At 63.5% G+C, this 14,512-nt stretch carries 14 protein-coding genes; 6 read left to right on the forward strand and 8 right to left on the reverse strand.

From position 1 onward, the window contains the following. The first annotated feature begins 11 nt into the window (after positions 1-11). Genes FGL95_RS11010 through FGL95_RS11020 form a run of 3 tightly spaced genes read left to right on the forward strand, consistent with a single transcriptional unit; the run spans position 12 to position 2,457 of the window. Entirely contained in the window at positions 12-464 is a 453-nt protein-coding gene (locus FGL95_RS11010; RefSeq protein WP_169586525.1) for a MaoC family dehydratase, read from the forward strand. Then, the gene (gene phaZ / locus FGL95_RS11015; protein WP_169586527.1) at positions 431-1,276 is read left to right on the forward strand and encodes a poly(3-hydroxyalkanoate) depolymerase; all 846 of its coding nucleotides are present in this window, start codon (positions 431-433) and stop codon (positions 1,274-1,276) included. The genes FGL95_RS11010 and phaZ overlap by 34 nt, the downstream gene beginning before the upstream one ends. Then, positions 1,273-2,457, forward strand: coding sequence for an acyl-CoA dehydrogenase family protein (locus FGL95_RS11020; protein WP_206071728.1), 1,185 nt, complete (start codon positions 1,273-1,275; stop codon positions 2,455-2,457). The genes phaZ and FGL95_RS11020 overlap by 4 nt, the downstream gene beginning before the upstream one ends. Here FGL95_RS11020 and FGL95_RS11025 read toward each other — a convergent pair. Genes FGL95_RS11025 through FGL95_RS11035 form a run of 3 tightly spaced genes read right to left on the reverse strand, consistent with a single transcriptional unit; the run spans position 2,454 to position 4,812 of the window. Further along, a complete protein-coding gene (locus FGL95_RS11025; protein WP_169586529.1) occupies positions 2,454-2,858 on the reverse strand; it encodes a hypothetical protein in 405 nt (134 codons plus the stop codon). The genes FGL95_RS11020 and FGL95_RS11025 overlap by 4 nt on opposite strands. Then, on the reverse strand, positions 2,855-3,850 hold the full coding sequence (locus FGL95_RS11030) for an agmatine deiminase family protein (RefSeq protein WP_169586531.1): 996 nt from the start codon (positions 3,848-3,850) through the stop codon (positions 2,855-2,857). The genes FGL95_RS11025 and FGL95_RS11030 overlap by 4 nt, the downstream gene beginning before the upstream one ends. Next, a complete protein-coding gene (locus FGL95_RS11035; protein WP_169586533.1) occupies positions 3,850-4,812 on the reverse strand; it encodes a nitrilase-related carbon-nitrogen hydrolase in 963 nt (320 codons plus the stop codon). The genes FGL95_RS11030 and FGL95_RS11035 overlap by 1 nt, the downstream gene beginning before the upstream one ends. 97 nt (positions 4,813-4,909) lie before the next feature. On the opposite strand from FGL95_RS11035, the gene FGL95_RS11040 reads away from it, so the two are divergent. Further along, positions 4,910-5,515 (forward strand): TetR/AcrR family transcriptional regulator C-terminal domain-containing protein, encoded by a 606-nt coding sequence (locus FGL95_RS11040; protein ID WP_169586535.1) that lies wholly within the window; start codon positions 4,910-4,912, stop codon positions 5,513-5,515. A gap of 54 nt (positions 5,516-5,569) precedes the next feature. Here FGL95_RS11040 and FGL95_RS11045 read toward each other — a convergent pair whose 3' ends face one another. Genes FGL95_RS11045 through FGL95_RS11055 form a run of 3 tightly spaced genes read right to left on the reverse strand, consistent with a single transcriptional unit; the run spans position 5,570 to position 9,977 of the window. After that, positions 5,570-7,129, reverse strand: coding sequence for an APC family permease (locus FGL95_RS11045; RefSeq protein ID WP_169586537.1), 1,560 nt, complete (start codon positions 7,127-7,129; stop codon positions 5,570-5,572). Then, complete coding sequence (locus FGL95_RS11050; RefSeq protein ID WP_169586539.1) at positions 7,119-8,009, reverse strand: universal stress protein; 891 nt, start codon at positions 8,007-8,009, stop codon at positions 7,119-7,121. The genes FGL95_RS11045 and FGL95_RS11050 overlap by 11 nt, the downstream gene beginning before the upstream one ends. An 18-nt stretch (positions 8,010-8,027) precedes the next feature. Beyond that, entirely contained in the window at positions 8,028-9,977 is a 1,950-nt protein-coding gene (locus tag FGL95_RS11055) for a primary-amine oxidase (RefSeq protein ID WP_169586541.1), read from the reverse strand. 135 nt (positions 9,978-10,112) lie between these two features. On the opposite strand from FGL95_RS11055, the gene FGL95_RS11060 reads away from it, so the two are divergent. Together FGL95_RS11060 and FGL95_RS11065 are read left to right on the forward strand one after the other, a co-directional pair. Next, positions 10,113-11,639, forward strand: coding sequence for a PucR family transcriptional regulator ligand-binding domain-containing protein (locus tag FGL95_RS11060; protein WP_169586543.1), 1,527 nt, complete (start codon positions 10,113-10,115; stop codon positions 11,637-11,639). Between the two features lie 82 nt (positions 11,640-11,721). Next, the gene (locus tag FGL95_RS11065) at positions 11,722-12,312 is read left to right on the forward strand and encodes an XRE family transcriptional regulator (protein WP_169586545.1); all 591 of its coding nucleotides are present in this window, start codon (positions 11,722-11,724) and stop codon (positions 12,310-12,312) included. On the opposite strand, the gene FGL95_RS11070 is transcribed toward FGL95_RS11065, so the two are convergent. After that, positions 12,309-13,355 carry an amidohydrolase family protein gene (locus tag FGL95_RS11070; protein ID WP_338079813.1) on the reverse strand — a complete coding sequence of 349 codons (1,047 nt, stop codon included), beginning with the start codon at positions 13,353-13,355 and terminating at the stop codon, positions 12,309-12,311. The two genes, FGL95_RS11065 and FGL95_RS11070, sit on opposite strands and share 4 nt — an antisense overlap. Positions 13,356-13,372: 17 nt before the next feature. Beyond that, positions 13,373-14,332, reverse strand: a complete 960-nt coding sequence (speB, locus tag FGL95_RS11075) for an agmatinase (RefSeq protein ID WP_169586547.1) — start codon at positions 14,330-14,332, stop codon at positions 13,373-13,375. Positions 14,333-14,512: the final 180 nt, after the last annotated feature.

Genomic DNA, 14,512 nt, shown 5'->3' on the forward strand with positions numbered 1-14,512 from the left:
GGAAATTCGACATGACAACACGTCTCGCTCAACCGACAGACCTACTCGAACTCACCGGAAAGACAGTCGGCACCACCGAGTGGTACGAGATCACCCAAGACCAGGTCAATCGATTCGCCGACGCGACCGGCGACCATCAGTGGATTCACACCGATCCCGAGCGCGCCGCCGCCGGACCGTTCGGCGGGACGATCGCACACGGCTACCTGACCCTCTCGCTGGCGCCGAAGATCCTCGAAGAGGTGCTGACGGTCGACAACGTGACCGCTGCGCTGAACTACGGGCTCAACAAGGTCCGCTTTCCGTCGCCGGTGCCCGTCGGTGCCAGGCTGCGCGCCACCGTGACCGTGACCTCGGCACAGCAGAAACCCGCGGGCATCGAGGTGGTGTTCGGGTTGACCTACGAGGTCGACGGCGGTTCGCGACCGGCATGCATTGCCGACGTCGTGGTGCTGTACCGGTGAGCCACTACGAGGAGCGCTATCTCGCGGTCGGCGGGCAGCGGATCAGGGTCAACATCCGGCACGGACACGGTGTGCCGCTCGTGGTGTGCAACGGGATCGGAGCAAGTCTCGAAGTGCTCGAACCCTTCGTTGCGGCACTGGATCCCGACACCACGGTCATCCGCTTCGACGTCCCGGGCACGGGCGGTTCGCCCACATCCGTTGCACCCTATGGTTTTCCGTATCTGGCCTGGGTGCTCGGTCGGGCACTGACGAAACTGGGGTTCAACGTCGTCGACGTGCTCGGGCTGTCGTGGGGCGGTGCGCTGGCGCAGCAGTTCGCGTTCCAGAACCCGCGCCGCTGCCGCCGGTTGGTTCTCGTCGCGACGGGTACCGGTGTGCTGATGGTGCCAGGTCATCCCCGGGTGTTGGCAAAGATGCTGACACCACGTCGCTTTCGCGACCCGAACTATGCAGCGTCGATCGCCGGCGAACTCTACGGCGGAAAGGTCCGTGAGCACGGCGACGACGTCGCACAGATCTTCCTCGCACAGCTGCATGCCGGGTCCAAGGTCGGCTATCTCCACCAACTGCTCGCGGGTTCGGTCTGGACAAGCCTTCCCGCGCTGCCTGTGATCAGGCAGCAGACCCTGATCGTCGCTGGCACCGACGATCCGATCATCCCAGTTGCCAACGCGCGCATCATGAACCGGCTGATGCCGCATTCGCGTTTGCACACCCACTCCGGCGGGCATATCGACCTTGTGACGAATGCTCCCGAACTCGCGCCGGTCATCGTCTCGTTTCTTCGAAATTCAGGAGTAAGTCCATGAGCACCAAGCCCGACATCGACACCTCGGACTTCTATTCGTTCGAGCACCTGCTGGCCGACGACGACCGTGCATTGCTACACGCGGTGCGCGACTGGACGACAGCCGACGTCGCCCCGATCGTCAACTCGCATTGGGAGGCTGCGACATTTCCCTTCGACGTCATTCCCGGTTTCGCCAAGCTCGGTCTGGGCGGTCTGCCATACAAAGGCTACGGCTGCCGTGGCAGCAGCTTCCTGCTCGACGGCATGGTCGCGATGGAGCTGGCCCGCACCGACTCGTCGATCGCGACATTCAACGGCGTCCACGGTGGGCTCGCAATGGGGTCGATCTACCTCTGCGGCAACGATGAGCAGCGCGAACGGTTCTTGCCCGATATGGCTCGCTACGACAAGATCGGCGCGTTCGGTCTCACCGAGCCGGATGTCGGATCGGGGGCATCGGGTGGGCTGGGAACCACAGCCGAGCGACGCGGGGATACCTGGATTCTGAACGGCCAGAAGAAGTGGATCGGCAACGCGACTTTCAGCGACTTGACGATCATCTGGGCCAAGGACGTTGCTGACGGTCAAGTCAAAGGTTTTGTGGTGGAGAACAGTTCACCGGGCTTCACAGCCGAGAAGCAATCACACAAGATTGCCTTGCGAATCGTCCAGAACGCGCTCATCACGCTCGACAACGTGGAGGTTCCAGAGGAGAACAGGCTCCAGAACGCCAACTCCTTCAAAGACTCTGCCGAGGTGTTGCGTGTGACGCGCGCCGGGGTGGCGTGGATGGCGATCGGCTGTGCACGAGGCGCTTACGAGAACGCGCTTCGGTACGCCTGCGAGCGTGAACAGTTCGGCCGACCGATCGGCAGCTTCCAGCTCGTCCAGGATCTGCTGGTCCGGATGCTCGGCAACATCACCTCGTCGCTCGCATTGTGCGCTCGACTCTCTGCCCTGCAGGACGAGGGCGTAGCCGAGGATCGCCACTCGTCCCTCGCGAAGGCATTCTGCACGGTCCGCATGCGCGAAACCGTCGGCTGGGCCAGGGAACTGATGGGTGGTAACGGAATTCTCTTGGAGCACAACGTCGGCCGCTTCGTCGCCGACGCCGAGGCGATCTACTCCTACGAAGGTACCCGCGAGATGAACACCCTCATCGTCGGCCGATCGCTCACCGGTCGCGGCGCGTTCGTCTAACCTCGTGAGTCCTTTTGGAGTCCATAGACTCCAAAAGGACTCACGACTATTGCGCCGACAATGACAACGACCTCGGCGACAATTCCTACGGCCATGGACATGGTCATCAGACCGTCGAGGTGGGACGGTCCGGCTGCGTGATGGTTGCCTGATGAACCAGTCGGGCGTGGGACGGTCATGAGCCCGACGTGCAGCACGATCATGCCGAACCCGCCGACTGCGGCCGTTGCCCATGACCGCGCGGACCCTGATTTCCACAGGTGCAGCGCGCAATGCAGGCACCATGCGGACATGGCGCCGAGCAACATTGCCACGACTGGGGATGCGCCGAAGTGCAGGATTGCGAGGACGAGATGCGACGCCGCGCCGAACATCATCAGCGCGGCTGCGTAGCCCCTCATTTGGGTTGGTGCTGCGTAATGCAGTGAATCCCACCGCCACGCGCGAACAACGGTCGCGCGTCCACCGTGACGACCTTGCGCCCCGGGTATGCGTCGGCCAAGATGCCCGCCGCGACGGGGTCGTTGGGATCGTCGTAGCTGCAGGCGATCACGCCGTCGTTGACGACGAGATGGTTGATGTAGCTGTAGTCGACGTATCCCTCGTCGTCGCGAATTGTTTTGGGCGCCGGCACTTTCACGACCTCGAACCGCTCGCCGAGCAGATCGGTGAATGCCTTGCTCCGAACGAAGTCCGGGTGGCCGGGATGCTGCTGATCGTGCACGATGACCACGCCGGGTGCGACGAATCCGGCGACGATGTCGACGTGGCCGCGCGTGCCGAATTCGTCCTCGTCACGGTGCAGACCGTAGGGCAGCCACACTGCGTCCGTCGCACCGATCGTCCGAGCAAGCTCAGCTTCGACGTCGGCCTTCGTGAGAGTGGGATTGCGGCCCGGATCGAGCTGGACCGTCTCGGTGACCAGGACGGTGCCCTGACCATCGACCTGAATTCCGCCGCCTTCGTTGACCACGGGCGACGAAATCAGTTCGGCACCAGCGAGTTCGGCGATGAGCTTGCCGATCTTCGCATCGCGGTCCCAGCGCGCCCATTCCTGGGCGCCCCAGCCGTTGAAGACCCAATCGACCGCGCCGAGCTTGCCGTTCTCGTCGAGGACGAACGTCGGACCGATGTCGCGCATCCACGCGTCGTTCAGTGGGGCTTCGACGGTCTCGATGCCGGCCGACAGGTACTTCTTCGCATACGTCACTTCGTCCGGGTCGACGACGACGGTCACCGGCTCGAATTCCGAAATGGCATGTGCGACGGCGGCCCACGTGCTGCGCGCCTCGTGGTGCTCTTCGGCGGTGTCGCCGAGCGAGTACCCGGCCGAAGGGAATGCCATCCACGTACGGACCTGCGGTTCGCCCTCTGCGGGCATGCGCCACGACATCACTGCGCTCCGATGGGCTGCGCGGTCGCGACGGGAGCGGTGAGCGCGCCGTAGGTGTCGGGGCGGCGTGTCATCAAGAAGGGGAACAGCGTCAGCCAGTCTTTGCGCTGTGCGAGGTCGAGGTCGGCGACGAGGACGGCGGATTCGTCGCGGGGGGCCTGCACGAGGATGCGGCCGTACGGATCGGAGATGAACGACGAACCGTAGAACGTGATGAGCCCTTCACTGCCGTAGCGGTTGGGCGCAATCATGAAGGTGCCGTTGGCGATTCCGTTGCCGACGATCACGCTCTGCCACAGCGGCTGACTGTCGAACTCCGGGTGGTCCGGCTCGGACCCGATTGCCGTCGGGTACGCGATGATCTCGGCCCCGCCGAGGGAGTACATGCGAGCGACCTCGGGGAACCACTCGTCCCAGCAGGTCGGCATCGCGATACGGGCGCCGTCCAACTCGGCGGGCGTGTGGACGGGATACGGATCGACCGCCGGACCGCCGCGGAAGTACGTGTCTTCGTAGTACCCGGCAGTGACCGGGATGTGCAGTTTGCGGGTGCGGGCCAACAGTTCTCGCTTCGGCGACACCAGAATCGCCGTGTTGTAGCCGAGACCGTCTTCTGCTTCGGCCTTCTCGTACAGCGACGCGTGCACGCACACGTTGTGCTTCTCCGCCGCGTCGGCGGCGAAGGTGAACGTGGGGCCGGTCAGCAGATCTTCGGCTGCGGCACCGGGGTTTTCGCTTGCGCGCACGTCTGCGGGGTAGCGGATCAGGGTGATCTCGGACAGGAAGACCACCTTGGCGCCGAGTTCGGCGGCCTGGCCGATCGCATCTGTCAGTTCCTGCCGAAGGAGGTCGGCATCGTCGTGCCAGTGATGTTGAACGACTCCTACACGCAACGGCACTCGGTCGGTCTCGGTCACGCGAGTGAGCGAGACGGGCGGGGTGAGTGCGGTGATGGTCTGCATGGTGCTTCCTTGGAATTGATCCGGTGGGATAAAACGAATCGGATTCGTTAAGTATGGTGTGCGTGAGCTCGCAAATCAAGAGGTAAGGAAAATTTCGATGCCGCGTCCTTCGCAGCCGATCCTGTCGACGGCGATCATCACCGACGCTGCTCTACGCGCGGTCGACGCTGCCGGCGATTTCACGATGCCCGGCATCGCGGAGAAGCTGAGTGTGCGGCCATCGTCGCTGTACAACCACGTCAGCGGACGCGCCGAGATCATCGAGTACATGCGAGCGCGGGTGATGGCAGGGGTGTCGGTCGACGGCGAGCCGGGCGAGGAGTGGAGCGAGACGGTCACCCGGCTCGCCCGCGAGTATCGGCGCAGCTACGCCAAACATCCCCGGCTGATCCCGCTACTCACATCGCAAACGGTCCGTACCGGGGTTGCCTTCGCGATGTACAACGCACTCGCGCAGGCTTTTTCGGATGGCGGCTTCCGGCCCGCCGAGGTGCTGGCGGCCATTACGACCCTCGACAGCTTCGTCCTGGGATCGGCCCTGGACCTCGCTGCTCCCGAAGAGGTATGGGCGGACGTCGCCGAAGCGAACGACGCGATGCGCGCCGCCCTTGCCACGTCCACCCCGAACCCCGAGCGCGCAGACTCGGCCTTCGAATTCGGTCTGCGCACCCTCGTCCTCGGCTGGCTCGCTCAGGCGTCCTGACCTGGTCGTGAGTCTTTTTGGAGTCCATAGACTCCAAAAAGACTCACGAGGTGTTCAGGTATTTGCCGGCTCAGCCTCTGCCGGTGCCGAATGCGTCGCGAGCGTCCGGCCGAGGAAGAAGTCGGGATTGCGGAAGCGCATCACGACCATGAGCACCGCGCCGAGCAGCAAGATTCCGAAGCCCATGTAGAACACGAGTCCGATGCCGCCGATCGCCGCGCCGCTCGCATTCTCCGGCTCCATGCTTTCGTGGACCGAGATCACGAAAACGGTTGCCAGCATGATGCCGCCGAGAAGGGGAAAGATCCCCTTGAACACGAAGTTACGGAGACTCGTGAACAGCTCTTTGCGGAAGTACCAGACGCAGGCGAAGGCCGTGATGCCGTAGTACCAGCAGATCATGATGCCAAGGGCCGCAATGGTATCGAGCAGAGTGCGCTCGGAGAGCAAGCTGACGACCGTATAGAAGATCGCGGTGATGACACCAGCCACGACCGTCGCGTACGACGGTGCGAGGAAGCGCGGACTGACCGAGGCAAGCTTCTTCGGGAATGCGCCGTAGGCGCCCATCGCCAGCATCGTCCGAGCGGCGGGAAGGAACGTGGTCTGCAGGCTCGCAACCGCCGAAGCGAAAACGGCAAGCAGTAGAACTGGACCCCACCAACTGCCCAACACCGGGTCGGCGAGCGCGCCGAAGACGTTCGACGAGTTCTCTTCGTTGCCGAGTCCGAGACCTTCTTCGCCGGTGCCCGCGTACATCATCACGGCGACTGCGACGAGCAAGTACGTGGCCAAGATCGAGACCACGCACAGCAGTCCGGCACGGCCAGGCACCCGAGTCGGGTCCTTGCATTCCTCGCCGAGCGTCAGGCAGGTGTCCCAGCCCCAGAAGGCGAAGATCGACCCGGTGACACCGATTGCGAACGCGCTGATGGCAAGTCCGGTGAACGGGTTGAACCAGTCGCCGTCGAAGCTGAGGTCGGCCGGCGCGTCGCCGGATGCGACCTTGGTCAGTGCGACGACCGCAAAACCTACGAGGACGACCATCTGGAAGGCGACGAGAACGTACTGGACCTTCTCGCTGGTCGTGATGCCACGCATGGAGATCCACGTTGCAATTGCGATGAAGGCCAACGTCGATGCGATGTTGACGACATCGTTGTGCGCCCAGTCGGCAATCTCGGGTTTGTTGAAGACTTCCGAGATGAACAGATAGAAGAACTCGACCGCGATAGCGGCCAGGTTCGACAGCACGATGATCGTCGCCATCACCATGCCCCAGCCGCACATCCAGCCGACATACGGACCGAACGCCTTGGTGGACCAGGTGAACGATGCCCCCGCATCAGGTGCCCGTGAGTTCAATTCCCGATACGCGTAGGCGGTGAGGAACATCGGCACGAACCCGGCGATGAGGATCGCCGGCATCTTCAGTCCGACTGCAGCGACGATGAGCCCGATGCTGGCGGTCAGTGTGTAGCCCGGCGCGACCGTCGAAATGCCCAGTACTGCACCGGTTATGGTGCCGATCTTGCCGGCCGCGAGTCCCTTGGAGACCAAGCCCTCTGCGGCTTCGACCGACTTCAGCGCATCGAGCGCAGCTTTATCCGTCATGCTCGGTCAACTCCTCTTTCGGAACAACGACCATGGGGACCTGAAGGACTCTGAGCATCTTCGCGGCGGTCGAACCAAGGAACAATCGGCGGGGTTGGGCAAGTCGGCTGGAGCCGACCATGATCAGATCGCCGTCGTGCCAGTCCAGCTTGTTGACGGCAGCTTCGACGGTAGGACCGTAGGTGATCTCGGACGTCACCGGAAAGTCCTTGGGGAGAACTGCTTTGGCAACCTCGAGAGTCTGGTGCGCGTGCTCCTGTGCACGATTCCGGACGGTGTCCGGAGTGTCTTCGGTTCGCCGCGTGGTGTGCAGCGGATCGAGCGCGACGAGTGAGACCAAGCGCAACGGTGTTCCGGCGGCCTCACTGGCGCGCAGGGCGGCCCGCAGCAGAACGTCGGCACCCGGTCGGGTGCCGATTGCGCAGGTGACCTCGCGGACCTTCTGCACGCCCGAATGCCGAATTCCGCGCGGTGCCAATGCGACCGGGACCGGCGCGGAATGCAGCAACTCGTTGACGACCGAGCCGAGGGAATGGCTACCGATCAACCCGCCGCCGGCGCCACCGACGACGATCACCTCGGCTTCGAGACGCAAGGCCTCGCCGATCAGTCCCTCTGCAAAGGACTCGTCGAACACGACGTGAGTCGCGACCTCGACATCGTCGGGGACCGTCGCCGCGGCCTCGGCCAACCACTTTTCCGCCTGCTCGGCAAGTACGTCTTCGTAGCCGCCCGTTGGCACGAGCGAGGGCAGCACTCGATCGGGCGGGAGAATCATGCACACATCTATGGCCGCGCCGAGAGTTCGGGCGAGCCGAACTCCGAGCGCGAGAGCATCAGCGCCACCATCGGTGGCGAGATAGCCGACAACAAGCCTCATGTTTTGGGTCCGATCGGGTCAGTGATGGTGGTGGTCGTGGTCGCCGCCGTCGGCGTGACACGATTTGGGCGGATTGGGTGCAACGTCGATCGACGGGTTGCGGTCGAAGAAGCCGACCGGTTTCAGCCAGAAATTCACCGTGTCGACCGGCATGATCGGCCAGTCTTCCGGCCGTGTGATGTGGTGAATGCCGAAGACGTACCACAGCACGACATCGGTGTTCTCGATCGGCCGATTAGCAGCGGTCCATTCGGGCAGACCGTGGTCGACCTTGCTCTGGTTGACGAATTCGCCTGCAGGCCAGCGCTCCTCAGGGGAGTTCGGCGTGACCCAGACGGTGTGCTCGATTGCCTTGCACCGCGCCAGAATCGGCGAGGCCGGGTCGAACATCGGCGGAATCGCGGCACCGGGAACGAGCTTGTAGGCAGGCGAAGTGCCGAGTCCGTTCTTCGTGTTGTCGTTGACGACTTTCCACGCCCGCTGGGTCTGCCAGTTGAAGTCCTGCTTACCTTCTTCCTCGGTACGCAACGGAGTGTTCTTCTGCCGCAAGGAAAGTCCGTACGGGTTGTCCGGACCCATGGGCACGATTTCGGTCTCGGTCTGATAGACGGTGTTGTCCGTGCCGTCGACGTCGAGGTCCATGCGGGCCACGAGGAAGTGCTGGTGATACGGGGCGTAGGTGCGGTTGTCGATGAGGGTGCCGTGCGGGTGCGTCCCACCCTCGGGGAAGTGGCTGACGACCATGATTCCCGTTGCGCGAACCTCACATTCGATGTTGCCGTCCTGGTAGAAGCGCCAGTAGGTGAGGTATTCGTAGTTCGCGACGGTGACGTGGAACGAGACGGTGAGGCGGCGCATGCGGCGGGTTTCGGCGCCGTCGTGGTCGACGTGCTTCCACAGCACAGCCGCGTCTTCCTCGTGGATGCAGATCGCATTCTTGATCGTGTACGGCTCGCCTTTGCTGTTGTGCAGCACGGCATCGAGGTAGCGAATTTCCCCTAGACAGTCACACCCCAATTCGAGCGATGTCGTCATGAAGCCGATGCCCCATTCGCCGATGTCGAATGCGGTACGGCGGTAGTGGTCGTCGCAGTGATCGCGGTAGGGAACCATCATTTCCGCGAACGAGAGCCGGTTCGCGATCGAGCGCACCTTGCCGTTGTCGTTGTATTTCACGGCATGCAGCGTCATACCTTCGCGATAGTTGAAACCGACTCGCAGTGACCAGTTCTGCCACTCGAGTTTGTTGCCCTCGATCGTGAACGACGGTCCGTCGGGTTGGGTGATGTCCAACGCCTTCAGCGGCTCTCGGGTGCTCGCGTTACGAATCCGCTCGGGAATGTGGCGCGGTACGTACTCGCCCATGATCTCGGGAGTGTCGACCCGGAAGGTGTCCTCGATTTCGAGGAGTTCCATGGTGTTCACGTCGATGACGCAGTGGAAGCCGTTGACCGGGCCTGCGTACGGATTTGCGCCTTCGGCGGCCTTCACCCACGTGTCGGACCAGCCGATTCGGCGGTCCTTGTACTTCTCGGGCATGACGACGTCGCCGTAGGTCCACGTATCCATGAAGACCAAGTTCATGTCGGTGATCCCGCGATCGGCAAGTGCCGCAATCACACCCGGGTGGCTCCGGAGCGCTTTGTCGCACTCCTCCCACTCGTCGACGGTGAAGTTCGCCTGTTCGCCGGGAATGTGCGTCCACGACAACACCGATTCGTCGGTGAGTGACAGCAGCGCTTTGTACGTCTTGTTCGTCGCGCGCTCGAAGCAGACGACGTGGACGCGGCGGTCAGGAACTGTCCCGTCTGTGTCGAACGCAGCGACTTCGGCCTTCGACGGCTCGGCGAGTTCGATCGAGGCAAACCGCCAACCGGGGCCGACATCGTGTGCGGCGCCGAGCAATGCGGCGGCTTTCGTGAACTCTTCGGAGGCAAGCGGATCGAGCGGATGGAATGTATCGGCCACGGTTATCCGTTTTTCCTATTCAAGGGGCGTTGTTTGGAATTCTTCTAGATAGTGTGCGCTGCACCACAGAGAGCTGACCCCTGACAAGTTGGACAAATCTTCAACCAGTCTTCAACATTCTGTACACTCCGATCGGTGAGCGTCCCCGTTGGCTGGGTGTTGGCGCAGTCCGATCTCGGGCTGCAGCTTCGCGGTGGGGCAACGGGCACTGCCCGCGAGATCACCCTTGCCCTGGCAACCGAGTTGCCCGATCCGTTCCGGTGGCTTTCCGGCGGGGAGCTGGTGCTCACCACCGGAATTCGATTGCCCGCCGATACAGCGGACCGCGTGGCGTATTTGCGCGGGCTCGACGAATGCAACGTTGCCGCACTGGGTTTCGGTATCGGCCTGACGCACCGGCAGATCCCCGCCGATCTTGTTTCCGCAGCCGACGACATCGGCCTGCCGCTGTTCGAGGTACCACTGCCGACCCCGTTCGCCGCCGTGGTGAAGCGAGTCACCGCACGATTGGCAGAGCTCGAGTACGACGCGGTGCTCCGAGCATCGCGGGCGCAACCTCGAATGACCCGGGCTGTCGTCTACGGTGGAGCGCGCGCGATCGTCAAGGAGTTGGCCAGGTCGTTGACTTCGAAGGTGCTGGTCCTGAATCCAGCCGGCAAGGTCGTCGAATGTCATCCCGAATCGCTCGACGCGTCGCTGCTTGCCGCCGTCCGGGCAGCAGTCGCGGACGGTGCGTCGGCGCTGTCGTCGAGCGTGTCGATGGACCGCTCGGGTGCCGCCCTGACCTTTCAGCGAATCAGCGTGGGCAACGCCGTCCACGGTGACCTGGTCGTCGTGAGTCGCGCGCCACTGAGTCCGATCGATCAGATCCTGCTCGGCCACGCGACGTCGTTGCTCGCATTGGACTTCGAGAAACCCGCCAAGCTCGAGGCGGCCCAGAACGAGCTGAACAGTCACGCCCTCGGGCTGTTGATGAGCGCGGATGTCGATCTCGCACCGGCATGGGTGCAGCTCGCGCGGGCCGGCGATACATCGGGACGAATCCGCGTGCTCATCATTGCGTGTGAGACCGCACCGGCGGCGAAGGAAGCGCAGACCGTCGTGGCGGCAGCGATCGGTGCGCTCGGTCGGCCGCTGTTCATGCGAGCGCAGGACCGCCAAGTGACCGTTGTTCTGCCGGGCACGGAGGGACCCGAATTTGCGCGCCGAGTGGCGACGGAGATCAGCAGTCCAGTGCGCAAGTTGATCCGCGTCGGGCTGAGCGGTCCGCAGCAGGTCGAAAACCTCCTGCAGGCCATCGAGCACGCGAAGCTTGCAGCGTCGGCCGCGGAGCGCGGGGGCTTGCCGTTGGAGTTCGGTGCGCTCACCGGGCGAGCGCTGTTGTCGTTCGATGCCAGTCGCCAAATTCTGAATGCACTGGCAGAGACGATGCTGACCCCGGTCCTCGAGTACGACGGCGCACACGGGACCGAACTCGTCCCATCGCTGCGCGCCTTCCTCGAAGCGAATGGGCACTGGGAATCTGCCGCGGCGGCGACCGGAGTTCACCGGCACACGCTGCGTAAGCGAATCACGTTGGCGGAGTCGCTACTTGGGTGCAACCTCGACATAGCGCGGGTCCGCGCTGAGCTGCTCCTCGCAATCATCGCGCGCCAGCCGTGATGTCGCGATCAGGCCACAACAGTCCGGACGGTCGCTCCCGGTGGGTACGATCGATTCTCGTATCGATCGGCAGGAGGTAGCGATGGCGGCGCAGACAAGCGACCCCGAACCTGCTGCTGCAGTCGGCCTTCGCATCCGCGCGGTACGCAAAGCGCAACGTATGACGATCGAATCTCTTGCCGAGGCAAGCGGTCTCACCAAGAGCTTTCTGTCCAAGGTCGAACGCGGACGTTCGACTGCGTCGGTCGCTGCCCTCCTGCGGGTCAGCGAGGCGCTGGGCATTCCGTTGTCGAACTTGTTCGAGACGTCGACGACCCGCAGCGTGATTCGTGCGGGCGAGTACCCGGCGATCTCGTTCGGCGGCCACGCCCTGTCGGAGTACTTGCTGACTCCGCAGTCCGAACGTCGCATCCAAGTTTTGCTGTCGAAGATCGCCCCTGGTGGCGGTAGCGGTTCTGAGCCGTATCCGCTACCCGGCGAAGTGGAGTTCGTCTTCGTCGTGGAAGGGGTGCTCGAGGTGCGCTTCGCCGACGGCGTCGTGACGCTCGGTTCGGGTGACGCGCTGACCTTCGACCCCGCGTCGCCGCGGGCGTTTCTGGTACCGACTTCCGCGCCGACGACCACCGTGCTGTGGATGATCTGTCCGGCGCTCCCGCATACCGCGAGGCGTTAAGAGATCGAGTACACCCGTGCCGCGTTGTCGCGGAACATCTTTCGTGGATCGAGCTGATCGCCCAGTACGTCCTGAAGGATGGCGACACTGTCGGGCAACTGCATCGTCGGCTTGTCCATCGGAAAGTTTGACGCCCACAGCGTCCGGTCCGGACCGAACATTTCCTGGGTATAGGTCACGAGCGGGCCGAACGCGTCGGTGAGCGCGGCACGCGACTGCGACAGAGCACCACCGAGAAGCGGCATTCCCAGTCCGGAGTGTTTGGCGACCACATTCGGCAATTCGGCGACCGCAGCAATGTCGTCGCGCCAGCGCTCCAGGATGCCGGCGCGATCGTTCGCGCTGCGGCCGGTGTGCTTTCCGCGAGGCCCGAACAGTCCGACGGGGGTGGCGTAGTGATCGAGAATGAACGTCGTCTCCGGGTACTCCTTGGCCAGCGCCGCCGCTTCCGGCAATTGATGCGAGTACAGCCACACGTCGAAAGTGAGCCGGCGCTCGGCGAGCGCGGCGAACCCTGTCACGAATGCTGTGCTCGTGAGGAGGTGGTCGTCTTTCGCCCAGCTTCTGACGTGCGGATCGGAATGGTGGGTTGCGATGCACCGCACGCCCCGGACCAAGTCGCTCGCAGCGAGGTGTGCGTCCAACACAGCGCCGATGTCCGGCTCGGTGGGGTCCGCGTGGACGACGATCCCGCCCAACTTCGGCGCGCGTCCACCGAACGGTAACGCTGCGACCCAACGTGTTTCGTCGACGCTCGCGGCGTGGTTCTTGCCCTCCCAGCCCGCCTCGACGTGGACGATCGCCGACACCTGCAGTGGCTTTGCGTCGTCTGTGTAATCCTGGGGAAGATATGGCTTGATGACGAAGCTGGGATCGCCGACGAACTCACTGTCGCTGACCGGAAGCGCCTTGATCAGGGCCCACTTCAGGAACGGAGCCACCCGCAATATCTTCGCCGGGCGCGTCGCTGCCCGTGGTGACGTGAAGGGATCCCACTGGTGGATATGGGGATCGATCACCGGGAAGTCGGGCAGGGAGGTCACGGCTCATGCTAACGCCGCTACTTGCGATTGGCCGCCAAGATCGAGATCAGTTCGTACGCAACGTGCGCCGCAGCGACTCCGGTTATCTCGGCATGATCGTAGACCGGCGCGACCTCGACGATGTCGGCACCGACGACATTGAGCCCCTTCAGTCCGCGCAGCGTGTTGAGCAGTTCGCGGCTGGTCAGCCCGCCTGCCTCGGGCGTCCCAGTTCCCGGCGCATGGGCCGGATCGAGAACGTCGATGTCGATCGACACATAGACCGGTCCGTCGCCGAGCCGAGCACGCATGCGATCGACCGCGCCGCGCACGCCGTCGACCTCGTAGTCGTCGGCCCGGACGATCTGAAAGCCCAGCGTCTTGTCGTCTTCGAGATCGGCGGCTGCATACAGCGGTCCGCGAATACCCATGTGCTGGCAGTGCTCGAGATCGAGCAAGCCTTCCTCGCTGGCCCGGCGGAACGGGGTCCCGTGGGTGTACGGCGCACCGAAGTAGGTATCCCAAGTGTCCAGGTGAGCATCGAAGTGCAGGACCGAGATCGGTCCATGCAGTCGACTCAGAGTGCGCAGGAGCGGTAGGGCGATCGTGTGGTCGCCGCCGAGTGTCACCAGTGACGCGCCGTCCTCGCACAGCTTTTCCGACTCCGCCTCGATGGTCGAGATGGCAACCGAGAGGTCGAACGGGTTGACGGCGATGTCGCCTGCGTCAGCGACCTGCTGGACGCCGAACGGGTGAACGTCCTGCGCCGGGTTGTAGGGCCGCAGCAGTTTCGACGACGCACGAATGTGCCCCGGACCGAACCGGGCGCCCGGGCGGTAGCTCACGCCCGAATCGAAGGGCACGCCGACGACGAGGACGTCTGCGCGGGACACCTCGTCGGCGCGAGGGAGTCGCGCGAAGGTCTCCGGCCCGCAATAGCGGGGAACGCGCGTTGCGTCTACCGGTCCGACGATGGCTGGGCGCTCTTCCTGCGACACGATTCGACCTCTCTGACAACGTGAAGTTGTCCCTTAGTCAACTCTTGTGTCCTAAAGAAATCAATGAATAGCAGCAAGTTCGCCGTCGAGCACCGCAAAATTGACCGCATTGTGGCCTCTTAGGACACAAGAGTTGACAAAGCGGTCCACATCTCTCAGTATGGTCTGGATCACACGTCG

Source organism: Antrihabitans stalactiti (assembly GCF_012932915.1).
Taxonomy (GTDB): domain Bacteria; phylum Actinomycetota; class Actinomycetes; order Mycobacteriales; family Mycobacteriaceae; genus Antrihabitans; species Antrihabitans stalactiti.

Bases quoted from the DNA above. Each gene is read 5' to 3' on its own strand.
- FGL95_RS11010 (WP_169586525.1), top strand. From the start codon at position 12: ATGACAACACGTCTCGCTCAACCGACAGACCTACTCGAACTCACCGGA.
- phaZ (WP_169586527.1), top strand. From the start codon at position 431: ATGCATTGCCGACGTCGTGGTGCTGTACCGGTGAGCCACTACGAGGAG.
- FGL95_RS11020 (WP_206071728.1), top strand. From the start codon at position 1,273: ATGAGCACCAAGCCCGACATCGACACCTCGGACTTCTATTCGTTCGAG.
- FGL95_RS11025 (WP_169586529.1), bottom strand. From the start codon at position 2,858: ATGAGGGGCTACGCAGCCGCGCTGATGATGTTCGGCGCGGCGTCGCAT.
- FGL95_RS11030 (WP_169586531.1), bottom strand. From the start codon at position 3,850: ATGTCGTGGCGCATGCCCGCAGAGGGCGAACCGCAGGTCCGTACGTGG.
- FGL95_RS11035 (WP_169586533.1), bottom strand. From the start codon at position 4,812: ATGCAGACCATCACCGCACTCACCCCGCCCGTCTCGCTCACTCGCGTG.
- FGL95_RS11040 (WP_169586535.1), top strand. From the start codon at position 4,910: ATGCCGCGTCCTTCGCAGCCGATCCTGTCGACGGCGATCATCACCGAC.
- FGL95_RS11045 (WP_169586537.1), bottom strand. From the start codon at position 7,129: ATGACGGATAAAGCTGCGCTCGATGCGCTGAAGTCGGTCGAAGCCGCA.
- FGL95_RS11050 (WP_169586539.1), bottom strand. From the start codon at position 8,009: ATGAGGCTTGTTGTCGGCTATCTCGCCACCGATGGTGGCGCTGATGCT.
- FGL95_RS11065 (WP_169586545.1), top strand. From the start codon at position 11,722: ATGGCGGCGCAGACAAGCGACCCCGAACCTGCTGCTGCAGTCGGCCTT.